20 protein-coding genes and 1 tRNA gene are annotated in these 22194 nt (G+C 71.3%); 12 read left to right on the plus strand and 9 right to left on the minus strand.

The features are described from left to right. Positions 1-121: 121 nt before the first annotated feature. A tRNA-Gly gene (locus LCG91_RS01985) sits at positions 122-195 on the minus strand. 207 nt (positions 196-402) lie between these two features. On the opposite strand from LCG91_RS01985, the gene LCG91_RS01990 reads away from it, so the two are divergent. Both LCG91_RS01990 and LCG91_RS01995 read left to right on the plus strand, forming a co-directional pair. After that, positions 403-1497: a DUF6177 family protein gene (locus tag LCG91_RS01990; protein WP_224442318.1), complete on the plus strand. Its 1095-nt coding sequence runs from the start codon at positions 403-405 to the stop codon at positions 1495-1497. A 1-nt stretch (position 1498) separates the two neighbouring features. Beyond that, complete coding sequence (locus LCG91_RS01995; protein ID WP_153001645.1) at positions 1499-1834, plus strand: hypothetical protein; 336 nt, start codon at positions 1499-1501, stop codon at positions 1832-1834. A gap of 49 nt (positions 1835-1883) precedes the next feature. Here LCG91_RS01995 and LCG91_RS02000 read toward each other — a convergent pair whose 3' ends face one another. Then, a complete protein-coding gene (locus tag LCG91_RS02000; RefSeq protein ID WP_224442319.1) occupies positions 1884-3929 on the minus strand; it encodes a cytochrome c oxidase assembly protein in 2046 nt (681 codons plus the stop codon). A gap of 85 nt (positions 3930-4014) precedes the next feature. Continuing rightward, positions 4015-5145 (minus strand): GNAT family N-acetyltransferase, encoded by a 1131-nt coding sequence (locus LCG91_RS02005; RefSeq protein ID WP_224442320.1) that lies wholly within the window; start codon positions 5143-5145, stop codon positions 4015-4017. A 103-nt stretch (positions 5146-5248) separates the two neighbouring features. On the opposite strand from LCG91_RS02005, the gene dcd reads away from it, so the two are divergent. The 3 genes from dcd to LCG91_RS02020 all read left to right on the plus strand — a co-directional run bounded on the left by dcd (position 5249) and on the right by LCG91_RS02020 (position 6869). Continuing rightward, the gene (gene dcd / locus LCG91_RS02010; RefSeq protein WP_111226833.1) at positions 5249-5836 is read left to right on the plus strand and encodes a dCTP deaminase; all 588 of its coding nucleotides are present in this window, start codon (positions 5249-5251) and stop codon (positions 5834-5836) included. Between the two features lie 122 nt (positions 5837-5958). Continuing rightward, entirely contained in the window at positions 5959-6468 is a 510-nt protein-coding gene (locus tag LCG91_RS02015) for a helix-turn-helix transcriptional regulator (protein ID WP_058748565.1), read from the plus strand. After that, positions 6465-6869: a DUF86 domain-containing protein gene (locus tag LCG91_RS02020; protein WP_058748564.1), complete on the plus strand. Its 405-nt coding sequence runs from the start codon at positions 6465-6467 to the stop codon at positions 6867-6869. Before LCG91_RS02015 ends, LCG91_RS02020 begins: the two co-directional genes overlap by 4 nt. 280 nt (positions 6870-7149) lie before the next feature. Here the strand turns inward: LCG91_RS02020 and LCG91_RS02025 are convergent, their stop codons facing one another. From LCG91_RS02025 to LCG91_RS02040, 4 genes are all read right to left on the minus strand, one after another. After that, complete coding sequence (locus LCG91_RS02025; protein ID WP_224442321.1) at positions 7150-8265, minus strand: sugar-binding protein; 1116 nt, start codon at positions 8263-8265, stop codon at positions 7150-7152. Between the two features lie 85 nt (positions 8266-8350). Next, complete coding sequence (mmsB, locus tag LCG91_RS02030) at positions 8351-9643, minus strand: multiple monosaccharide ABC transporter permease (RefSeq protein ID WP_058748562.1); 1293 nt, start codon at positions 9641-9643, stop codon at positions 8351-8353. Next, a complete protein-coding gene (gene mmsA, locus LCG91_RS02035; RefSeq protein WP_058748561.1) occupies positions 9640-11163 on the minus strand; it encodes a multiple monosaccharide ABC transporter ATP-binding protein in 1524 nt (507 codons plus the stop codon). Before mmsA ends, mmsB begins: the two co-directional genes overlap by 4 nt. Before the next feature lie 586 nt (positions 11164-11749). Continuing rightward, the gene (locus LCG91_RS02040) at positions 11750-12769 is read right to left on the minus strand and encodes a LacI family DNA-binding transcriptional regulator (protein ID WP_058748559.1); all 1020 of its coding nucleotides are present in this window, start codon (positions 12767-12769) and stop codon (positions 11750-11752) included. 154 nt (positions 12770-12923) lie between these two features. Here LCG91_RS02040 and LCG91_RS02045 point away from each other — a divergent pair, with 154 nt between their 5' ends. Then, a complete protein-coding gene (locus tag LCG91_RS02045; protein ID WP_224442322.1) occupies positions 12924-14675 on the plus strand; it encodes a cell wall-binding repeat-containing protein in 1752 nt (583 codons plus the stop codon). Between the two features lie 132 nt (positions 14676-14807). Here the strand turns inward: LCG91_RS02045 and LCG91_RS02050 are convergent, their stop codons facing one another. Beyond that, positions 14808-15899 (minus strand): magnesium and cobalt transport protein CorA, encoded by a 1092-nt coding sequence (locus tag LCG91_RS02050; RefSeq protein ID WP_058748556.1) that lies wholly within the window; start codon positions 15897-15899, stop codon positions 14808-14810. Between the two features lie 258 nt (positions 15900-16157). After that, positions 16158-16700 (minus strand): isopentenyl-diphosphate Delta-isomerase, encoded by a 543-nt coding sequence (gene idi, locus LCG91_RS02055; protein ID WP_058728653.1) that lies wholly within the window; start codon positions 16698-16700, stop codon positions 16158-16160. 21 nt (positions 16701-16721) lie between these two features. Between idi and LCG91_RS02060 the strand changes: the two genes are divergently transcribed. Genes LCG91_RS02060 through LCG91_RS02085 form a run of 6 tightly spaced genes read left to right on the plus strand, consistent with a single transcriptional unit; the run spans position 16722 to position 22080 of the window. After that, positions 16722-17780, plus strand: a complete 1059-nt coding sequence (locus tag LCG91_RS02060) for a polyprenyl synthetase family protein (protein ID WP_224442323.1) — start codon at positions 16722-16724, stop codon at positions 17778-17780. After that, positions 17777-18694, plus strand: a complete 918-nt coding sequence (locus LCG91_RS02065; protein ID WP_058728655.1) for a phytoene/squalene synthase family protein — start codon at positions 17777-17779, stop codon at positions 18692-18694. Before LCG91_RS02060 ends, LCG91_RS02065 begins: the two co-directional genes overlap by 4 nt. Further along, on the plus strand, positions 18691-20355 hold the full coding sequence (crtI, locus tag LCG91_RS02070) for a phytoene desaturase family protein (RefSeq protein WP_224442324.1): 1665 nt from the start codon (positions 18691-18693) through the stop codon (positions 20353-20355). The genes LCG91_RS02065 and crtI overlap by 4 nt, the downstream gene beginning before the upstream one ends. Next, a complete protein-coding gene (locus LCG91_RS02075) occupies positions 20355-20717 on the plus strand; it encodes a lycopene cyclase domain-containing protein (protein ID WP_224442325.1) in 363 nt (120 codons plus the stop codon). The genes crtI and LCG91_RS02075 overlap by 1 nt, the downstream gene beginning before the upstream one ends. Next, on the plus strand, positions 20714-21157 hold the full coding sequence (locus LCG91_RS02080) for a lycopene cyclase domain-containing protein (RefSeq protein WP_224442326.1): 444 nt from the start codon (positions 20714-20716) through the stop codon (positions 21155-21157). Before LCG91_RS02075 ends, LCG91_RS02080 begins: the two co-directional genes overlap by 4 nt. Further along, entirely contained in the window at positions 21154-22080 is a 927-nt protein-coding gene (locus LCG91_RS02085) for a prenyltransferase (protein ID WP_224442327.1), read from the plus strand. Before LCG91_RS02080 ends, LCG91_RS02085 begins: the two co-directional genes overlap by 4 nt. Positions 22081-22194: the final 114 nt, after the last annotated feature.

Here is a 22194-nt window from a genome sequence, read left to right on the forward strand (position 1 = left end):
AAGAAGGCCGGAGCGCTCTTCGCGGGCGGCAAGCAGTTCGATCTGTGGAACGCGGTGCAGTCCCTGTTGCAGTGATGGCGCCCATCTGGCCTGATGACCGAGAGCGGCCCAGATCGCCGAGTGGAGCGAGTGACGGGAATCGAACCCGCGCTACCAGCTTGGGAAGCTGGAGTTCTACCATTGAACTACACTCGCGCATCCCGACCAGCGGGACGGAGCAAGCCTAGCGGATTCTGCGCTGGACGCCAGCCGAGTGCGCGCCGCACGGTCCGTGGCGGCGGCGACCCGTGCCTCCCGGCCGTCGCCGTGTCTCCCCTGTGAGGTCCGTGCGCCGACGGACAGCTCCGGCGGCCGTGTGTACCGTCCAGGGGGTTCCGTCGCCCTACCCGGAGGAGGACCCGGATGGTCAGGCATCCCCTCATCGACGACGTGGTCGGCACCGCCATCGTGGTCCGGTCCGCTTCGCCGGTCGTGTGGCTGACGGAGTCGCTCGCCTCGCTGCTGCGTCGTGCGTCCGAGTCCGGCCGCACGGTCGTGCTCCGCACCGGCCGGGAGGCATCCGTCACCCCCGCCCTGCGGCACGCCCTGGGCGTGCACCACGCCGCCTGGGCCGTGGACGGTCCCGGCGGCAGCCTGCGGGACGGCCGCACCGGCGTCGCCGCCTCCGGCATCGAGGACTTCGTCCGCCGGGGGCCGGAACTCGTCGGTCCGCCGGCTCCCGGACACCCGGCGGCGACGGACTCGGTGCGCCAGATCAGCATCGACCTGACCCTGCGCCACCACGCCGACCGCGCCGTGGACATCGGCGCCGCGATCGAGGCGCTGTGCGAGACCGTCGGTACGTGTCCGACGCACTGGGGCACCAGCGAGCCGCTCACGGTGCCCTGGGACCGCTGGGTGGTGACGCAGTACGCCAAGCACGAGGCACCGGACGTCTCCACCTCGTACGCGCACGGCGACGGGTTCTCGGCGACGATGACCGCGCACCTGCTCGACGGCGTCGTCGTCGAGACGATGTCGGCGGTGCTGACGATCCCCGAGGACGGCGCGGACCCGGCGCTCGCCTCGAGGCTGCTGGACGCGGTGCACCGGGTCGCCGACGAGGTCGAGCCGGTGTTCGGTGTGGTGATGCAGCGCCGCGGGGACGCCGACCACCTGGTCCGCGCGGTCGCGCACGAGGAGCCCGCCCCGCTGGCCGTCGTCGTCGGTCCGGAGGCGGCGGAGTTCCTCGACCGCGACGGCGAGTGGCCTCCGGCGCGGACGACGACCTCGGGCTTCGGTGGCGGCGGGCTCGTCGTGCGGTTCGACGACGGGTGGGAGGCGCTCGAGGCCTTCCTCGACCGCATCGACGAGGACCGCTTCCTGCAGCTCGTCGGCGGTGCACCCCTCGACCCCGCGCACGACGAGGGCGCGCTCGACGGGCACGACCGCGGGTCGCACGCCACGTCCGGACGGAGCGTGGGTGGACGGAGCACGGGCGGTCAGGGTGCCGCGTGACGTGACGCTGCTCTGCCGCGGTCCGGTGGAGACCCGGGACGTGGCCGAGGCGCTGCTGCTGCACGACGAGGCGTGGGGTGTCCGCGCCCTCGACGACGGGCCGGTGCTGCAGGTCTGCCGGGACGCCACGCACCCGGTGATCACGGTGCTCGGGGTCCGCCGAGTCGACTCGTTCGACGAGGTCACACGGATCCTGCCGGACGCCCCGGCGCTGTCCACGCCGTTGTGGTGGGTGGACACGGTGACGCCGTTCGGCGCCGAGGGGGAGCCGGGTGTGACCGCTGCGCTGGAGGCGTCGATGGAGCTCGACGCCGTCTGCATCGTCCACGGGGACTGAGCGCCCGAAGCGATCGCCGGGCGCTCGCGTCGGGCGCGCTGGCTGCTGCTCAGTCGCGCTTGCTCATCGCCGCGAGCCGCTCGTTGTACGCCTTGAGGTCGGCGTCGCCGTCGCGGTCGGCCTTGCGGTCGAGGCGCTTCGCATCGCGCTTGTCCGTCCGGACCCAGTTGCGCACGACGAGCAGCGCGACGAACACCATGGGCAGCTCGGACGCACCCCACGCGATGCCGCCACCGGTGTGCTGGTCGGCGAGCAGTGCGCGGTCGTCGGTCTGGCCGAGCGCGTGGAACCAGTCGGCCGCGAAGACGGACTGTGAGGTCATCACCGCGACGCCGAAGAACGCGTGGAAGGCCAGGGTCGCCAGGAGCGCGATGATCAGGATCGGGTACTGCGGGCGCTTCGGACCCGGGTCGACGCCGACGAACACCCAGAAGAACAGGTAGCCGCTGAAGACGAAGTGCACGACCATCACGACGTGCCACTCGTGGGACTGCATGGCGTACTGGAACGCCGGGGTGAAGTAGAACACCACGAGGGAGCCGGCGAAGATGACGCCGGCGACGGCGGGCTTCGCGAGGAACTGCATCCACCGCGAGTGGGTGAACAGCATCAGCCACTCGCGGGCACCGCGGGAGCCGTCGTTCCGCACCGGCAACGTGCGCAGCGCCAGGAGCACCGGGCCGCCGAGGACGAGCGGCAGCGGCACGAACATCATGAGCAGCATGTGCTGGAGCATGTGCGACGAGAAGTGCACCATGCCGTAGACCGCCGGCCCTGCCGAGGTCGTCCAGATGAACAGGGCACAGCCGAGCAGCCACGCGATGGTCCGGCCGACCGGCCACGAGTCACCGCGCTGCTTGAGCTTCCGCACCGACAGCAGGTACCAGCCCGCACCGACGACGGCGATCGCCAGGTACACCCAGTCGATGTGCCACTGCGTCAGGTAGGTCTGCACGGTCTGCGCCGGCGGGTACGGGAACCCGAGCAGTCCGGAGCGGGTGTCCTGTCCGGTCTCCGGCGTCTGCGGGATCGGCGGCTGGGACCGGGACACCGCGACCGAGACGCCGATCGCCACGGCCATGAAGACGATCTCGGCCAGGGCGAACCGGACGAAGAGCTTCCGGTCGAGCGGCGCGCGGAGCAGCCCGGGCACGAGCTTCCGACGTTGCGCGACCCCGGCGAGCCCGAGCAGCACGAGGATGACGGCCTTGACCGTGATGAGCCAGCCGTACGTCGTGGTCACGAGGTCGGCCGGACCGGTCAGGCGGAGCGAGGCGTTGACGATGCCCGAGAACGCGACGGCGGCGAAGGCCCAGCCCGCGAGCGTCGAGTACCGCGCGACGACGCGTCCGGTGGCGCCCTTCGTCCGGGTGCGGAGCAGCAGCACGGCGACGAGCCCGCCGGCCCAGACGCACACGGCGACCAGGTGCACGGCGAGCGAGTTCACGGCGTTCGCGTGCTCGAGCGACCCGGCTGCGTGCCCCGACAACGCGAGCGGCAGCAGGGCGAAGAGCCCGGCGACGGTGGCGACCGCGAGCGTGGTGACCCGCGTGGCGAAGGCGGCGACGAGGGTGGCGACCAGGATCGCCACGGCGGAGACGACGAGCGACTGGCCGATCTCGACCTGGAACGCGAAGAGCAGGAAGTTCCGCGCGAACACCGGACTGGTGAGTGGGACCCCGAGGGTGTTCGCGCCCGTCAGGACGATGCCGACGACGGCCGCCAGGAACCAGACGGAGCCCGCCGCGGCAGCCCAGCGCGCGGCGCGGTGCTGCACGCTCGACATCACGCCGTGGTCCGCCTTCTTGGCGGGCAGCGCGAACGCGGCGACGATGAGCAGGCCGATCGTCAGTGCTGCGGTGGTGTCGTGCACCACGCGGGCGACCGGCAGGCCGTACTCGACCAGGTCACCGGCGGAGACGAGCTGCTGCGACGCGGTGAAGGCGCCGGTCACGGTCATGCCGAGCACGGCGCACGCCACGGCGAGGGGGATCGCGATGACCAGGACCGTCGCGACGGTCGTGGATCGCGCGGAGGTGGGGGCGGGGTCGGGTGCCGTGTCCCCGGGCTGCGTGGCGGCTGACGTGACGGTCATGACCGTCCAATGGTAGGTCGCCCGCCTGACACCCCGGTCCCAGTCCCGCGGTGGTCCTGGGCCGGTCCGGCGCGGGCGCCGGTGGTCAGTCGCGGTGCTCCCAGATGCCCTCGCTGCCGACCCCGACGAACCCGACGGCCTCGTTCACGTCGAGCATCGGCCGGTTCTCCTCGGCGTTGAACGTGACGATCGACGGCCGGTCCGGGAAGTCCCGCTCGACCGTCTCGATCCCGACCACCTTGAGCAGCCAGCCGAGCCGGTGCCCGCGGTGCTCGCGGAGTACCAGCGTGTCCCACTGCATCACCGCGCGCGACGGGTCGACCGGTACCTTGAGCTGGCTGAAACCGGCCAGGGTGGTGCTCTCGACGTGCTCGACCGCGACGGTGAGCATCGTGTGCGGTCCGGTCGCGAGCTGCTCCTCGGACTCGCGGACGCGGTCGGCCGTCCAGACGTCCTCGGGCTCCTGCATGTCACCCTCGGGGGCATCGGTGCTCATCCGCGTGTGCAGCAGGGCGAGGTCGTCGAGCCACCGCTCGGGCGTCGTACCGGTCCATGTGTGCACCCGGTACCCGGGCCCGGCTTCCGTCGCCGCGCGGTCGTGCAGTTCGCGCACGACCGACGGGTCGGCGGGGAGCCCGAGCCGGCTGATCCGGTTCACCTGCCCGAACCGCCAGCCGCGTCCGGTCAGGAAGCGCACCGCGGCCTCGTCCTCGGGGACCGCGCCGGAGCCCGTCGGGGCCTGACGGTACCCGGGGCCCGTGCCGGGCCCGACCTGCCGCGAGACCGCGTACGTCTTCCACTGCGTGCGGCCCTCGGCGCGGGCGAGCTGCTCGAGGTGGTCGGCGAGCAGCGTGCCGAGCCCCTGGCGCTGTCGGTCGGGCCGGACGCCGAGCGACAGCCAGCAGTTGGTGGTGCCCGGCGCGGTCTTCGAGTCGTACGCCCCGGCAGCGACGACCGCCCCGGTGTCGTCGCGCACGACGAACAGGCGACTCGGCGACCCGGGCTCGTGGCACATCGGCAGGTACTCGGCCGGCGTCCACGGCAGTTCGGGCAGCCCGTGCACGGCGACCTCGGCCGCGTCGGAGACGGCGAGCCAGTCCGAGAAGGCGCGGACCAGCTCCGGGTCGTCGTCCATCGTCGCCGGCACGACCAGCTCCTCGACGACGGGCGCCCCGTCGACGGTCTCGCTGCGGTCGGTCTCGGTGCGGCCGGTCATCGGTACCCCCTGTGGTCGGCCGGTCGGACGGCCGTCGTCCGCCGCCCGGCAGGGCAGCCTCGCAGCATATCGGTGGCCGTACCCTGCCGCTAGGCTGCTGCGCGTGCTGCTCTCCGACCGCGACATCACCGCCCAGCTCGCCGAGGGGCGGATCGGCCTCGACCCGTACGACCCCTCGCTCGTCCAGCCGTCGAGCATCGACGTCCGGCTCGACAAGTACTTCCGGCTGTTCGACAACCACAAGTACCCGCACATCGACCCCGCCGAGGACCAGCCCGAGCTCACCCGTCTGGTCGAGACCGACCCGGACGAGGCCTTCGTGCTCCACCCGGGGGAGTTCGTGCTCGGTTCGACGTTCGAGGTCGTCACCCTGCCCGACGACATCGCCGCCCGACTCGAGGGAAAGAGCTCGCTCGGTCGCCTGGGCCTGCTGACGCACTCGACGGCGGGCTTCATCGACCCGGGCTTCTCCGGCCACGTCACGCTCGAGCTGTCGAACGTCGCGACGCTGCCGATCAAGCTCTGGCCGGGCATGAAGATCGGGCAGCTCTGCTTCTTCCAGCTGTCGAGCCCGGCCGAGAAGCCGTACGGCTCCGCCGAGTACCAGTCGCGCTACCAGGGGCAGCGCGGCCCGACCCCGTCGCGCTCGGCGCTCAACTTCCACCGCGCGGACGTCTCGCAGCGCGACTGAGCAGGTCCGCGTGCACGTCCGCAAGCGCGGACGCGGTCATCGACCAGAGCGCCACTCTCAGCCGCAACGGCACTGATGTACCGCCGATGACCGAGATGTCACATGTTGTGTATGGTGACGATATGTCCGAAGCACCGACCCGTGCAGCGCACCCGGTGGTGGCGTCCGAGCTCATCCGCGTCGCACGGCTCCGTGCCGGTCTGACGCAGGTGCAGCTGGCCGCGCGCGCCGGGGTCACGCAGAGCGTGATCAGCACCTACGAGAACGGACGCCGCGAACCCTCGCTCGCCGCACTGCAGCGGCTCGTGCGCGCAGCGGGCTTCGAGGCGGCGGTCGACCTGCTCCCGATGGACGTCCCGCCGCCGCTGCTCGACCGGGTCGCTGCGGTCCGTGACGCCCTCGTCGCCCTGGTCGAGCGCAACGGTGCGGCCGCGCCCCGGGTGGTGTGCGCCTCCGACGCCGGCAGGGGCCGTGAGTCGGTCGTGCTGCTCGTCGACCTGGCACCGGGCGCCGGCATCTTCACGCTCATGCGCATCCAGGACGACGCCGAGCGGTTGCTCGAGGTGGACGTGGAGGTGCTCGACGCCGCGGGCGCCGGAGCCGACCGGTACAGCGTCTCGGTGCCGCTGTGACCAGGACCCCTGTCGTCGGTGGCGCGTCACCACGCGACCTGGAGGACCGCCTCGACGAGATCGTGCGGGCCTGCGCGGCAATCGAACGGCACGTCGGGATGGACGACGCCTCCGAGCTCGTGCTCGACGCGGTGCGCATGCGGCTGGTCGAGATCGGCGCGGTCGTCGCGACCCTGCCGGCCGACCTGACCGCCGTCGAGCCGGAGATCCCGTGGGCGCGGCTCGCCGGGGTGGGGGACCGCCTGACCGGTCGTCGACGGCAGGTCACGGAGTCGGTGCTGCTGTGGACGGCACGTGTGGACGTCCCGCGGCTGTGCGCGGCGGTCGAGCGATTGCGTGGGCGCGGGGCGGGTGCTGGCGGCCCCGATGCGCTCGAGGAGCCGCCGGCACCCGCGGACTGACCACTCCCACGGTCGGACCCGGCCACGTCACCGGGACGGATGGAGCGTCGGACGGGAGGCCCGTGGCGGCCCCGACCCGTGCCTCCCGTCCGTCGCCCGAACGGTCCGCGAGACGGGGGCGTCCGAGCGGGACGCACCGCGGACGCCGAGACGCCCCGGGAACCGGCGGTGTCTCGCGCCGACGCCCCACGCGCCCCGGAACGCGGGACGGCCCCGTCTCGCCGGAGCGAGACGGGGCCGTCCTCGTGCTGTGGTGCTGGGGTGCTGCTGTGGAAGGGGATCAGCCCTTCTTGGCGAGCTCCTCGAGGGTGTCGTTGCCCTTGTAGGCCTCGACCGCGTTCTCCTTGGTGACCAGGATCGGGGTCAGCTCGACGGCCGGCACGACCTTCTTGCCGTTGTCGTTGTTCTTGTCCTCGGTGGTCTTCGGGGTCTTGCCGTCGGCCAGGTCGGAGACCAGGTCGATCGCGGCCTGCGCCTCTTCGGTGGTGTTCTTGTAGATGGTCGAGTACTGCTTGCCCTGCATGATCAGCGGGATCGAGGCGGTCTCGGAGTCCTGACCGGTGACGACCGGGTTCGGCTTGCCGGCCGCAGCGGTCGCGGTGAGGATCGCACGGGCGAGGGTGTCGTTCGGCGACAGGACGCCGTCGAGCTCGGTGTTCGTGTACGACTTCGTCAGGATGTCGGTCATGCGCGACTGGGCGTTCTGCGCGAGCCAGCCCTGGGTGTTCGTCTGCGAGAACGAGGTCTGACCCGAGACGACCTTGAGCGTGCCGTCGTCGATCTTCGGCTGGAGCACGTCCATGGCGCCGTTGAAGAAGACCTTCGCGTTGGCGTCGTCGGGCGAGCCGGAGAAGAGCTCGATGTTGTACGGGCCGCTGGACTTCTTGGCCTTGAGTCCGTCGAGCAGGGCCTGACCCTGCAGCTGGCCGACCTTGAAGTTGTTGAACGCGACGTAGTAGTCGACGTCCGCGGTGTTCAGGATGTTGCGGTCCCAGGCGATGACGACCGCGCCGGACTTCTTCGCGGCGGCGACCTGCGTGCCGAGCTGCGAACCGTCGGCGGCACCGATGATGATCGCCTTCGCGCCCTTGGTGACCATCGACTGGATCTGACCCTGCTGGTCCGGGACCGGGTTGCCGGCGTTGGCGTACTGGATGTCGGCCTTGAACCCGGCGTCCTCGATCGACTTCTCGAACGCGGCACCAGCGAGCACCCAGTTCTGCGAGGTCTTGGCGGGGAGCGCGACGCCGATCAGGTCGCCCTTCTTGATCTGGACGTTCGAGGCGCCGCCGGAGGAGGCCGAGCCGGCGTCCGAGTTGCCGCGGGCGGAGCAGCCGCTGAGGGCGAGACCCGCGACGAGTGCCAGGCCGATGCCGGCGATGAGCTTCTTGCGCATGAGATTGCTTTCTCTTCGTTGAGGAGTGGTGCTGTGTGGTGCAGGGATCGTGCGGGCGGCCACCGGAGCGGCCGCCCGCCACGTGTTACTGGACGTTGACCTTCTCGGGCTGGTCCTCGATGCTCCGCGGCTGCTGCGCGGCCACCGTGTTGTCCTGGGTGTCCTTCCGCTGGAACTGCTTCAACATCCCGCCGATCAGGGACGGACGACCCTGCGACTTCGAGTAGACGTCGAAGGCGACGGCGACGAGCAGGACGAGACCGCGGATGATCTGGACGCGGTTGGACTCCAGGCCCACCAGCGACAGGCCGTTGGACAGCAGGGCCATGACGAGACCACCGATGATCGACCCGGAGATCGTGCCGATGCCACCGGCGACCGCGGCGCCACCGACGAACACGGCGGCGATCGCGTCGAGCTCCCAGCCGGTGCCGTCGGCGGGGCCCGAGGCACCCGAGTAGCCGACGAAGACCATGCCGGCGACGGCGGCCAGGACGGACATGTTCATCATCACGAAGAAGTTGACCTTGCGGGCGCTGACACCCGACAGGACGGCGGCGTTCGCGTTGCCACCGACCGCGTAGACCTGGCGGCCGAAGATCGTGTTCTTGGTGAGGAAGCCGTAGACGATGGTCAGGACGCCGAGGATGATCGCGACGACCGGGATCGAGGTACCGGCCGGGCCGGCGGCGAACAGGTACGTCGCGACGAGCGTGACGGCGACCAGGATGCCCGTGCGGACGATCGAGACCCAGAGCGGGACGAGCTCGGCCTGCATCTTCTTGCGACGCTGGCGACCGCGGAACTCGAGGAAGACCAGCACGAGGCAGGTGACGATGCCGAGGATGAGCGTGCCGTTCGAGAACCCGAAGTCCGGGCCGAAGTCGGGCAGGAAGCCGGAGCCGATCTGCGCGTAGTCGCTCGGGACGGGCTGCGAGGTCGAGTTGCCGATGATCTGGTTCGCACCGCGGAAGATGAGCTGGCCGGCCAGGGTCACGATGAAGGCCGGGACCTTCACGAACGCCACCCAGAAGCCCTGCCAGGCACCGACCGCCGCACCGACCGCCAGGCCGAGGATGATCGCGGCCCACGCCGGGAAGTTCCACTGCGCCATCGACTGGGCGACGATGATGCCGGTGAACGCCGCGACCGAACCGACCGACAGGTCGATGTGTCCCGCGATGATCACCATGACCATCCCCAGCGCCAGGATGAGGATGTAGGAGTACTGCAGGAACACGTTGATGATGTTCGTCGGCTCGAGGATGAGCCCGTTCGTCAGGATCGAGAACAGGATCAGGATCGCGATGAGCGCGATGATCATGCCGTACTGGCCGATGCTGTTGCCCTTGCCGAAGAGCAGTTTCAGGTTCTTCATGAGATCAGTGCGCCCTTCCGCGCGGAGGTCATGCTGCGCATGAGGGTTTCGGGGTCGGCCTGGTCCGCGGGGACGTCGGCCGTGATCTGGCCCTCGAAGATCGTGTAGATCCGGTCGGAGAGGCCGAGGAGTTCGGGGAGCTCGGAGGAGATGAGGATGATGCCCTTCCCCTGTGCCGCGAGCTGCTGGATGATGCCGTAGATCTCGAACTTCGCGCCGACGTCGATGCCGCGGGTGGGCTCGTCGAGGATCAGCAGGTCCGGGTCGGTGAACATCCACTTGGACAGGACGACCTTCTGCTGGTTCCCGCCGGACAGCTTGCCGACGTTCTCCTCGACGGTCGGCACCTTGGTGCGGAGCATCTTGCGGTAGCGCTCGGCGACGTCGTACTCCTCGAGGGAGTCGACGACACCGGCCTTCGAGATCTTCGGCAGGTCGGCGGCGACCGTGGAGCGCTTCACCGTGTCGAGCAGGTTCAGGCCGAGGGCCTTGCGGTCCTCGGAGACGTAGCCGAGGCCGTGCTGGATCGCCTGCTGGACGTTCGCGATCTTGATCTCGCGGCCGTCCTTGATGATCTGGCCGTCGATGAAGTTGCCGTAGGAGCGGCCGAAGATGCTCATCGCGAGCTCGGTGCGGCCGGCACCCATCAGGCCCGCGAAACCGACGATCTCGCCGCGGCGGACGTGGAAGTTCGAGCCCTTGGCGACCAGTCGGGACGCGTCCTGCGGGTGCTGGACGGTCCAGTTCTTCACCTCGAAGAACACCTCGCCGATCTTCGGCGTGCGGTCCGGGAAGCGGCTCTCGAGCGAGCGCCCGACCATCCCGCGGATGATGCGGTCCTCGTTGACGCCGTCGCCCTTCACGTTGAGCGTCTCGATCGCCTTGCCGTCACGGATGATCGTGATCTCGTCGGCGATCTGCTCGATCTCGTTGAGCTTGTGGCTGATGATGATGCTCGCGATGCCCTTGGACTTCAGCCCGACGATCAGGTCGAGCAGGTGCTGCGAGTCGTTCTCGTTCAGGGCCGCGGTCGGCTCGTCGAGGATGAGGAGCTTGACGTCCTTGTGCAGGGCCTTCGCGATCTCGACGAGCTGCTGCTTGCCGACACCGAGGTTCTTGATCTGCGTGTCCGGGTCCTCGTCGAGGCCGACGCGGGCGAGCAGGTCCTGCGCGCGGAGCTGGGCGCTGGTCCAGTCGATGACCCCGAAGCGACCGGGCTCGTTGCCGAGGAACAGGTTCTCGGTGATCGACAGCTCGGGGATGAGCGCGAGCTCCTGGTGGATGATGACGATGCCGGCCTGCTCGGACTGCTTGATGTCCTTGAAGCGGACCTCTTCGCCCTCGTAGACGATCTCGCCGCTGTAGGTGCCGTACGGGTAGACGCCCGACAGCACCTTCATGAGGGTCGACTTGCCGGCGCCGTTCTCGCCGCAGATCGCGTGGATCTCGCCGGCGCGGACGCTGAGCGACACGTCCGAGAGCGCCTTGACACCAGGGAACTCCTTGGTGATCGACCGCATCTCGAGGATGGTCTCGGCGCTGGTGACGGACCTGGTGGCCAGGTCCGGTCCCTGTGGGGTTGACGCCACGGTGCATCTCCTTCTGCCGCTGCGGTGCGGCAGTCCTTCGGGTGGTGAGGTGCGGCACCGGGGGCGCAGGAGAACCTGCGTGGACCTCGTTGTCGCGTCCGGTGTCCTGCCGCTCGTCGCTTCGGACGAGTGCTGTGTGACGGTCATGTGACCGTTCACATCGGCGGAACGGAGGTAATTTACGCACAGCCCCGTCGCGGCTGTCAATTCGGTTCGGTCGCGTTTGTGTAACGGCCCGCGTGATCCGGCGGAATCCGCGTGCTGGCGCCCCCCGAGGTGGGGTGGTCTGGGCGCGCGAGACCCGTCCGGCCGGCCTGTCGGTTCCAGTTCCGGTCGCGGAACGCGCCGCGTGCGGGTGCTCCGGTCGCGCAACGTGCCGTGTGCGGCGGAGATGAGCGGCACGTCGTGCGACGAGAGCGGGACGGACGGGAGGCGCGGGGCGGCGCCGCCACGCGCCTCCAGGCCGACGGGTGGCCGCGTCAGCGGTGCGGCCCCGTCGCGCCGACGGGTGGTCGCGTCAGCGACGCCGGGGTGCGCCCGTCGACCCGCGCACCACGAGCTGCGGCACGAGGTCGACCGGGCGGAGCGCGTGGTCCTCGGACGGCAGGAGCAGCTCCACGCAGCGGCGACCGAGCTCCGGGAAGTCGACCTCCACCGTGGTCAGCGGCGGCCAGAGGTGCTTCGCCTCCGGGATGTCGTCGTAGCCGACCACGGACAGGTCGCCCGGGACGTCGAGTCCGTAGGAGCGTGCCGCGTGCATGACCCCGAGCGCCATCGCGTCGTTCGAGCAGAAGATCGCGGTGCAGTCCCGGTACCGCAGGAGCTCACGGCCGGCGTGGTAGCCGAAGTCGGCGGTCCAGTCGCCCAGGATCGGCGGGACGACCGGCATGTCCCGGTCGGACATCTCGCGCAGGAACCCCTGCATCCGGGCCTCGGCCTCGATCCAGTCCTGCGGTCCCGCCAGGTGCCGCACGTACTCGTGCCCGAGGTCGAGCAGGTGCGCGGTCGCCAGCCGGGCGCCCTCCATCTGGTCGATGAAGAGCGTCGAGCGCTCGTCGCCGCCGCTCGTGCGGAGCGCCACGTAGGGCGTCCGCATGCCGAGCTCCTCGATGAGGTCGAAGACGCGCTGCTGCGGGGCGATGACGATGATGCCGTCGACGTCCTGGTCGAGCAGGTGCCCGAGACCGTCCCGGACCGCCTCGTCGGTGGCGGCGGCGATGTTCGCGGTCGTGACCGAGTAGCCGCGCGTCACGGCGGCGTCCTCGATCGCCTGCATCGTCGCGGCCGGGCCGTAGTGCGAGCGCTGGGCGGTGAGCACGCCGATCGTGTGGGTCCGGCTGGTGACGAGGGCGCGCGCAGCCCGGTTCGGCCGGTACTGCAGCTGCTCCATCGCGGCCAGCACGCGGTCCTTCGTCTCGGCACGGATCGCGTCCGAGTTGTTGAGCACGCGCGACACCGTCTGGTGCGAGACGCCGGCGACCCGCGCGACGTCGCGGATGCTGGGCGAGCGCGGTTGCTGTGTCCGCGGTGACGCCATCGTTGCTCTCTCCCGCCCGGGGTCGTGGCACCTCGATGTGCACGTTCACATCCCGAGCCAGATCATTATGCACGGCAGTCGGCTGCGCGCCAGCCGGAGGGTGTCCCTCGGACCGGGGCTGCGCGGCGCTGCCACACGCACCTACGATTCGGCTGTGCATCCTCAGAACGAGGCGGACTCGACCGCCCCCGCTGCCGCCGCCACGGCCCGCAGCGCCACGACGCCGCGCGACGCCCGGGCGCCGCGCCGGCCCTTGAACCACCGCACCGTGCCGCGTGCCCTGCGGGGGCGGTCCGTCGTCGCGGCGATCGCCGCCGTGGCCGCGCTCGTCGGCGCGGTCCTGCTGCCGACCACCGCGACCGCCGCCTCGACCGACGGGCACCTCGTCGGTCAGGTCTTCCTCGAGGACGAAGGCATGGCCCCGAACGCCACGGTCGACGTGGTCGACGCGAGCGGGTACGTCGTCACGTCGGTCGACCAGGCGGCGCACGGTTCGTTCGTCGCGACGGTGCCGGCGGGCACCTACTGGTTGTCGCTGCGCGACCCCTCCGACGAGCAGCAGTTCGTGGCGCACTCCTGGTACCCGGACGCCCCGACGCAGCGCGAGGCGATGAAGGTCGTCGTCGCGGCAGGGCAGACAGTCCGTCTCGGGGCGTTCTCCGCGCACTACCCGGCCCGCGTCGTCGGCGAGTGGAAGTACCCGGCTGGTACCTCCCACCCTGACGTCTCCGGCGTCGTCACAGCGTGGCGCCTCGACGAGCACGGTGGCCGCCCGGTCCTGGTGAGCGGGTCCGACGTCGACCCGCGGTCGGCCGACTACTGGGAGATCCGCGGGCTCGTGAAGGGGCGGTACATCCTGCGGTTCAGTGCGGTCGACGGCAGCTGGGCGACCAGCTACTGGGCGGGCTCGCGCTGGACGACCGACCCCGCGGCCGCGACGCCGCTGACGGTCCAGGGGCTCGACACCGGGCTGATGATCGACCTGCAGGAGCCCGTCCGTGACGTCACCCGCATCGACGGCGGGAACCGGTACGACGTCTCGGCGGCGGTCGCCGCGAGGATCCCGGGCACCGGCGGGACGGTCTACGTCGCGAACGGCGAGAACTTCCCCGACGCGCTGACGGCCGGACCGGTCGCCGCGCACGACCACGCGCCGCTCCTGCTCGTCACCCCGACCGCGATCCCCGACGTCGTGCGCCGGGCCATCGTCGCGCGTGCCCCCGACCGCATCGTCGTCGTCGGCGGACCGCCGTCGGTCTCCGCCGACGTGTTCACGCAGCTGCAGGGCCTCGCCCCCGACGTCCGTCGGGTGTCCGGAGCGGACCGGTACGCGGTGGCTCGACAGCTCGCGACCGACACGTGGGGTGCCACCGGTGCGTCGAGCATGTACCTGGCGAACGGCACCGGCTTCGCGGACGCGCTCTCCGCGGGGGCCGCGGCGGCGTACGACGACGTCCCGCTGATGATCACGCCGGGCAAGTGGACGGCCGACCCCGCCGCGGCTGCGGTCCGGCGGTCGCTCGGCGTCGAGTCGGTCTGGGCCGTCGGCGGCGCGATCTCGCTGAGCGACGCCGTGGCGCACGACGTGGCCGGTGACAAGTGGTCCGGTCGCTACGAGGGCGCGACGCGCTTCGACGTCTCGGCGAACCTGTCGTGGGACGTCTTCGCACCGTTCGGTGGCTACAGCGACACCGTCTACGTCGCGGTGGGCACGAAGTTCCCGGACGCGCTGTCCGGCACGCCCCTCGCCGCGGTCTCCGGCTCGCCGCTCGTCATCGTGAAGCCCGGTTGCATCCCCGAGGACACCCTGGACTTCATCGACTCGTTCGGGGCGAACCACGTGGTGCTGCTCGGCGGACCGGCATCGCTCGACGGCAACGTCGCGGCGCTGCGGTCCTGCGGCTGAGCAGCTCCCGCGCTCGGCGCGGCTGAGCAGCTCCGGCGCTCGGCGCGGCCGAGCATCTCCCGCTCGGCGGCGCACGGGCCCGTCACCCCGCTCGGGGTGACGGGCCCGTCGTCGATCTCGGCACCGCGAGGGTCAGAGCCAGTTGCGCTTCCGGAACACCAGCCAGAGGATCCCCGCCAGGGCGAGCATCGCCACGATCGCGACCGGGTAGCCGTACTCCCAGTGCAGCTCCGGCATGTGGTCGAAGTTCATGCCGTACACGCCCGCGATGAGCCCCGGCGCGAAGAGGATCGCCGCCCACGACGAGATCTTCTTGACCTCCTCGCCCTGACGGTGTGCGGCCCGAGCCAGCTGCCGGCTCTCCTCGCCCTGCGCCAGCGACGCGCTCGTCATCCGGCGCATCGCTTCGTTCTGCTCCTGCGTGACCAGGGTCGAGTGCAGCGTCAGGGCGTTCTCGAGCAGCGCCCGGAACGAGTCCACGCGCTCGGTCACCCGCAGTGCGTGGTCGAGCACGTTGCGCAGGCGGTGCTGCACCTCGTCGTCGACGCCGTACTTCTCGGCGCCCCGGAGCAGCCCGCGCACCATCGCCGGCACCGGGGCCGTCGCGCGCTGGAACCCGAGCACCTCGCTGAGCAGCTGGTAGATGCGCTTCGAGACGCCGGGGTCGACCTGGCCGGCGAAGAGCTGGTCCTCGATCGCGTCGACCTGGTCCTGGATGACCTCGACCACCGGGGCGTACCCGTCCACGATCTCGTCGAGCACGGCCGCGGTGACGGCCTCGGACCCCATCGCGAGGAACTCCGGGTCCGCCTCGACCCGGCAGCGCACGGCGGCGAGGTCGGGCTCCTCGGCGTGCCGGACGCTCACCACGAACTGCCGTCCGACGAACAGGTGCACCTCGCCGAACTCGACCTCGTTCGTGTCCGCGCGGTGCCGTGCGGGACGGAGCACCAGGAAGAGCGTGTCCCCGTACCGCTCGAGCTTGGCGCGCTGGTGTCCCTTCCGGGCGTCCTCGACGGCGTTCTCGTGCAGGTCGAACTCCGCGGCGACCGCCTCGAGCTCGGCGTCGTCCGGGCGCAGCAGGCCGATCCACGCGAGCGCGCCGTCGTCCGCCGTGACCGCGTGCGGATCCGCAGCCGTGTGCAGATCCGCGGCGGGGCGAAGGGTCGCGGGACCGGGGACACGTCGTCCTCCGATGTAGACGGCGTCGTCGATGCGTGCCATGTCGTGCTCCTCGTGCTCGGGAGCAGGCAGGCGCGATGCTCCTCGACGGAGCAGGGCGTGCACGGGCGCCGGCAGGGCCGGAGCGCTGGCGTGCGTCAGCGAACGGGCGCGGTGGCGACCGGGGCGGTCGTCCGGCCCGATCGAGGATGGTCACCCGACATCGCGCCTCACCTGCCCTTCCGGTCGTCCGTGGTCGCCAGGGCGCGACCAGCGGGCCACGTTACCCGCTGGTGCGGCACGCGTCGAGTGAGCGACCGCTCAGCGGGTGACGCGCAGCCCCTGCTGCTCGAGCTCGGTGAGCTGCCACCCCAGCCACGGGCTCCACGCGAAGGGCGCGGCGGCGACCGACGCCCGCAGTTCGTCCTCGGAGACCCAGGCGTACTCGGCGACCTCGTCGTCCGCGGGTGCCGGGACGTCGTCGGTCACCGCGCGGAACACCGGGCAGACCTCGTTCTCGACGATGCCCGACGCGTCGACCGCGCGGTACCGGAAGTCGGGCAGCACGAGCTCGACGTCGCGGACCGTGATGCCGAGCTCGCGGGATGCCCGGCGGGCGACGGCGTCCTCGAACGCCTCGTCCGGTCCGGGGTGCCCGCAGAACGTGTTCGTCCACACCCCCGGCCACGTCTTCTTCGACAGCGCGCGGCGGGTCACGAGGACCTTGCCCTCGGTGTTGCGCACGTGGCACGAGAACGCCAGGTGCAGCGGGGTGTCCTCGGTGTGCACCGCGAACTTCTCGGCTGTGCCGATCGGAGTGCGGTCTTCGGCGAGCAGGACGACGGATTCCGGGAAAGTGTTCATCTGCCCCGATAGGTTAGGCCAATGAGCGAGGAAGCGGCCACCGTGGCGCAGATCGACCTCGCACTGGTCGACGACTGCATCGAGCGCTTCTTCGCGGTGTCGTCGGCCCGTGCGCGTCGGTTCGGCAGACCGTCCGAGGAACTCTGGCGGGTGCTCCGTCGAGCGAGCATGGGCGGCAAGCGCTTCCGTCCTCGCATGGTCCTGACCGCGTACGCCGGGCTCGGGGGCACGGACGCCCACGCCGCCGCGAACGTCGCAGCCGCCTACGAGCTGCTGCACACCGCCCTGGTCGTGCACGACGACGTCATCGACCGCGACTGGTCGCGCCGCGGGGAGCCGAACGTCGCCGGGTCCTTCCGCGACACCGGCACCACGGGTGGCCTCGCGCTGCCCACCGCCGAGCACCGCGGAGTGAGCGCCGCGGTCATCGCGGGCGACCTCGCGCTCGCCGCGACGACCCGCTTCATCGAGGCGTCCGGTGTCACCGGTGACCGTCGCGCTCGCCTGCTCGAGCTCCTCGACGACGCGGTCTTCGCGAGCGCCGCCGGAGAGATGACCGACGTCGACCTCGCGCTCGGCGTGATGCCGTCCGTGGACGAGGTGCTCGCCATGGAACGGGCGAAGACGAGCGTCTACTCCTTCGAGGCCCCGCTGCAGTCCGGCGCCGTGCTCGCCGGTGCGCCCGAATCCGTGGTCGAGGCCCTCGGCGCCTTCGGCCGCGAGATCGGCATCGCCTACCAGATCGTCGACGACCTGCTCGGGGTGTACGGCGACGAGACCGTGACCGGCAAGTCGGTGCTCGGCGACCTGCGTGAGGGCAAGCGCACCATGCTCATCGCCTACGCCGCGACCACCGACTGCTGGGACGACATCGCGCCCTACCTCGGCGACCCCGAGCTGAGCGAGGAACGCGCGGCCGAGCTCCGTGCGACCCTGCAGACCTGCGGCGCGAAGTCGGCGGCCGAGTCCCGGATCGCCGAGCACGCCGCCCTCGCCCGCGCCGAGCTCGCAGCCCTGCCCTACGAACTCGCCGAACGACTGGAGCACCTGGTGTCCGAACTGCTGGAGCGCGTGCGGTGACCCAGACCGCACCACCGCGTCTGCCCCTCTACGACGCGACGGCCGAGGCCGCCTCCGGGGTCGTCATCGAGCGCTACTCCACCTCGTTCGGGCTGGCGAGCCGACTGCTCACCAAGGACACCCGCGAGCACATCCGCAACGTCTACGCCCTGGTGCGCGTCGCCGACGAGGTCGTGGACGGCCCGGCGACCGAGGCCGGGCTCGACCACGACCTGGCCCGGACGGTGCTGGACGAGCTCGAGGCCGACACCGAGCGTGCGATGCGCCTCGGCTTCTCGGTGAACCCCGTCGTGCACGCCTTCGCCCGCACGGCCCGCACGACGGGCTTCGGGGCGGAGCTGACGGAGCCGTTCTTCGCGTCGATGCGGATGGACCTCGAGCAGACCGAGCACGACCAGGAGTCGTTCGACCGGTACGTGTACGGCTCCGCCGAGGTCGTCGGCCTGATGTGCCTCCGGGCCTTCGTGCACCGCGCCGGCCGACCGACCTTCGACGACGCCGTGCTCGTGGACGGCGCGCGGGCGCTGGGAGCGGCCTTCCAGAAGGTGAACTTCCTGCGCGACCTGCACGCCGACTTCGAGGTGCTCGGGCGCTCGTACTTCCCGGGCGTCGACGTCCGCACCTTCGACGAGGCGACGAAGGACCGCCTGGTCGCCGACGTGCAGGCGGACCTCGACCGTGCCGCGCTGACGGTCCCGCTGCTCCCGGTCGACGCCCGCAAGGCGGTCGGCCTCGCGCACGCGCTGTTCCAGGAGCTCAACGACCGCATCGCCGCCTGCCCGGCGGACCGCCTGGTGACGACGCGCGTGCGCGTCCCGAACCCGGTGAAGGCGCAGCTCGCCGCGCGCGTGCTCGCCGGACGCGCCCCGCTGCCGTCCCGCGCAGCCCACCACCGGTCTGGAGGCCGTGCATGACCCCGCCACGCGCCTCCCGTCCGTCCGCACCCGCGGCGCAGCGCGCGGTGCCGGCCCGACGTGCCGTGATCGTCGGCGGCGGCATCAGCGGACTCGCGTCCGCCGCGTTGCTCGCCCGCGACGGCTACGCCGTCACCGTGCTCGAGCAGCGCGACCAGCTCGGCGGCCGCGCCGGGTCGTGGGAGCGGGACGGCTTCCGGTTCGACACCGGTCCGTCCTGGTACCTCATGCCCGAGGTGTTCGACCACTTCTTCCGGCTGCTCGACACCACGGCCGAGGCCGAGATGGACCTGGTGCGGCTCGACCCGGGGTACCGCGTCTACAGCGAGGGCGACGACGAGCCCATCGACCTGCGTGCCGACCGCGAGGCGAACATCGCGCTCTTCGAGTCGGTCGAGCCCGGTGCCGGCGAGCGACTGCGGAAGTACCTCGACTCGGCCGAGGACACGTACGCGATAGCGGTCCGCCGGTTCCTGTACACGACGTTCGCGGACCTGACGAAGCTCGCCGCCCCCGACGTGCTCCGACGCCTGCCGAAGCTCGCCCGGCTCCTGCTGCAGCCGCTGTCGACGTTCGCGTCGAAGGCCGTCCGCGACCGCCGGCTCTGGCAGGTCCTCGGGTACCCGGCGGTGTTCCTCGGCACGAGCCCGTACGCCGCGCCGAGCATGTACCACCTGATGAGCCACCTCGACCTGGCGGACGGCGTGCTCTACCCGAAGGGCGGCATCACCGAGGTCATCGCGGCCGTCGAACGGGTCGCCCGCCGCGAGGGCGCCACGATCACGACCGGTGCGCCCGTCGAGCGGATCGTGGTCGAGGACGGCCACGTCACGGGTGTCGTCCACCGCGACGCGTCCGGAGCGGAGCACACCGTGCCCGCCGACCTCGTGGTGAGCGCCGCGGACCTGCACCACACCGAGCTGCACCTGCTCGACGCGGAGCACCGGACGTACCCGGAGCCGCACTGGCGGAAGCGCGACCCGGGGCCGAGCGCCGTGCTCGTCTACCTCGGCGTCGACGGCCCCGTGCCCGGGCTGCTGCACCACACGCTCGTGTTCACCGCCGACTGGGAGGCGAACTTCGGCGCGATCTTCGGGAAGGACCGGCACGTGCCGGACCCGGCGTCGATCTACGTCTGCGCGCCCTCGCTCACCGACGACACCGTCGCGCCCGAGGGGTCGAGCAACCTGTTCGTCCTGGTGCCGCTGCCCGCCGACCTGTCCATCGGCAAGGGCGGGATCGACGGTGCCGGCGACGCCGAGGTCGAGCGGATCGCCGACCGCGCGATCGACGTCATCGCCGAGCGCTCCGGTGTGCCCGACCTGCGCGACCGCATCCGGGTGCGCCGCACGATCGGCCCACAGGACTTCGCCGACGACTACAACGCCTGGAGCGGTTCGATGCTCGGACCGGCGCACACGCTGGCGCAGAGCGCGTTCTTCCGCGAGGCGAACGTCTCCCGCAAGGTCGACGGGCTCTACTACGCGGGAGCGTCGACCACGCCGGGCATCGGGCTGCCGATGTGCCTGATCAGCGCCGAGGTGCTGCTCAAGCGCATCCACGGCGACACGTCGACCGAACCGCTGCCGACACCGCTGCCGGCTCCGGCGTCGGGTCCGGCCGCGTCGTCGACGTCGGCGTCCGCCCGGACCACGGGCTGATGCCGGGGGCGTACCTCGCCGGACTCCTCGTGTCGATCGCCGGGATCGCGGTGCTCGACGCCCGCCACCGGCTGTTCTTCTGGCGGAGCCCCCTGCGCGCGGCTGCGGTGATGGTGGTCGGGCTCGCGTTCTTCCTGGTGTGGGACATCGTCGGCGTGCACCTCGGCATCTTCTTCATCGGGCGGAACAACCTGCTCACCGGCGTGCTGCTCGCTCCCGAGGTACCGCTGGAGGAGGTCTTCTTCCTCGTGCTCCTGTGCTGGACGACGATGGACCTGTTCGGTGCCCTGCGTCCGGTCGTCGCCCGGCGGCTCGACCGCGCCGGGGCACCGGGCGGGGTCGACGAGGAGTCGCGCTCGTGACCGGGCCGACGACGTACGCCCTGCTCGCGGTGCCGTTCCTGGCGTTCGCCGCGCTCGTCGCCGTGGCGGCCGGGGTGGTCGCCGCCCGACGCCGTGGCACCGGTCGACGGCGGGCAGGCATCGTCGGCGGTGTCGTCAGCGCCGTGGTGGCCGGCGTCGTGCTGCTCGTGATGACCGGCGTCTTCAACAACGTGATCGTGGGACTCGGCATCGTCGCGTACGACGACGCGCTGATCTCCGGCGCCCGGGTCGGGCTGTTCCCCGTCGAGGACCTCGCGTACTCGATCGGCGCGGTCCTGCTGCTGCCGAGCTGCTGGGTGCTGCTGGAGCGGCCGCGTGATCGGTCGTCCGTCCACCCGACCGTCCGCGGGGCGGGGCGCGGGACCGGTACGGTCGGAACGCCGACCCAGCCACCCCGTCGACCGGAGGAGACCCCGTGACCGTGAGCAGTGCCTCCAGACCGTCGACGGCCCGCGCCCTCTTCGTGTCGTCGCGGCCGATCAGCTGGGTGAACACCGCGTACCCGTTCGGTGCCGCGTACCTGCTCGGCAGCGGGGTCGGCGTCGACGGCGGGGGCGGGTTCTCGCTCGTCGCGTTCCTCGTCGGGGTCGTGTACTTCCTCGTGCCGTACAACCTGGCGATGTACGGCATCAACGACGTGTTCGACTACGAGTCCGACCTGCGGAACCCGCGGAAGGGCGGGGTCGAGGGTGCGCTGCTCGACAAGAGCGTGCACCGCACCACGCTGTGGGCCGTCGTCGTCACGAACGTCCCGTTCCTGATCGCGCTCGTGGTGCTCGGCGCCCTGAGCGGCAACGGGCCCTGGTCGTGGCTCGTCCTCGCGATCAGCGTCTTCGCGGTGATCGCGTACTCCGCACCGGGGCTGCGCTTCAAGGAGAAGCCGTTCCTCGACTCGTTGACGTCGTCGACGCACTTCGTGTCGCCGGCGGTGTACGGGCTGGCGCTCGCCGGACCGCACTGGACCGGGGCGCTCGTCGCCGTGTGCATCGCGTTCTTCCTGTGGGGCGTGGCCTCGCACGCGTTCGGTGCCGTGCAGGACGTGCTGGCCGACCGGGCGGGCGGCATCGGTTCCGTCGCGACGGTGATCGGCGCCCGCGCGACCGTGCGGTTGGCCTTCGTGGCGTACCTCGTCGCGGGCGTCGCACTGCTGTTCTCGGACTTCCCGGGGCCGATCGCGGCGATCGTGGTCGTGCCGTACGCGCTCAACGTGCTGCCGTGGTGGAACGTCACCGACGCCGGAGCCGAGGCGGCGAACGCGGGGTGGAAGCGGTTCCTCTGGATCAACTACCTGGCGGGGTTCATCGTCACGATGGCGCTCATCGCCTACGCCTGGACGCACTGACGTCGCACGCCATCGGCGTCCTGCGTCTGGCGCGCTGGCTGCTGGGTGCGGCTGCACGACACCCGTCGCGGGCCTGACAGACTGGACGCACGCGCCGCGGGAGTCGTGGGGCGC

Source organism: Curtobacterium sp. TXMA1, from assembly GCF_020162095.1.
Classification (GTDB): domain Bacteria; phylum Actinomycetota; class Actinomycetes; order Actinomycetales; family Microbacteriaceae; genus Curtobacterium.

Coding starts and splice junctions, on each gene's coding strand:
- LCG91_RS02015 (WP_058748565.1), top strand. CDS start 5,959: ATGTCCGAAGCACCGACCCGTGCAGCGCACCCGGTGGTGGCGTCCGAG.
- mmsB (WP_058748562.1), bottom strand. CDS start 9,643: ATGAAGAACCTGAAACTGCTCTTCGGCAAGGGCAACAGCATCGGCCAG.
- idi (WP_058728653.1), bottom strand. CDS start 16,700: ATGAACACTTTCCCGGAATCCGTCGTCCTGCTCGCCGAAGACCGCACT.
- LCG91_RS02005 (WP_224442320.1), bottom strand. CDS start 5,145: ATGACCGGCCGCACCGAGACCGACCGCAGCGAGACCGTCGACGGGGCG.
- LCG91_RS02000 (WP_224442319.1), bottom strand. CDS start 3,929: ATGACCGTCACGTCAGCCGCCACGCAGCCCGGGGACACGGCACCCGAC.
- crtI (WP_224442324.1), top strand. CDS start 18,691: ATGACCCCGCCACGCGCCTCCCGTCCGTCCGCACCCGCGGCGCAGCGC.
- LCG91_RS02075 (WP_224442325.1), top strand. CDS start 20,355: ATGCCGGGGGCGTACCTCGCCGGACTCCTCGTGTCGATCGCCGGGATC.
- LCG91_RS02040 (WP_058748559.1), bottom strand. CDS start 12,769: ATGGCGTCACCGCGGACACAGCAACCGCGCTCGCCCAGCATCCGCGAC.
- LCG91_RS02050 (WP_058748556.1), bottom strand. CDS start 15,899: ATGGCACGCATCGACGACGCCGTCTACATCGGAGGACGACGTGTCCCC.
- LCG91_RS02025 (WP_224442321.1), bottom strand. CDS start 8,265: ATGCGCAAGAAGCTCATCGCCGGCATCGGCCTGGCACTCGTCGCGGGT.
- LCG91_RS01990 (WP_224442318.1), top strand. CDS start 403: ATGGTCAGGCATCCCCTCATCGACGACGTGGTCGGCACCGCCATCGTG.
- mmsA (WP_058748561.1), bottom strand. CDS start 11,163: ATGCGGTCGATCACCAAGGAGTTCCCTGGTGTCAAGGCGCTCTCGGAC.
- LCG91_RS02060 (WP_224442323.1), top strand. CDS start 16,722: ATGAGCGAGGAAGCGGCCACCGTGGCGCAGATCGACCTCGCACTGGTC.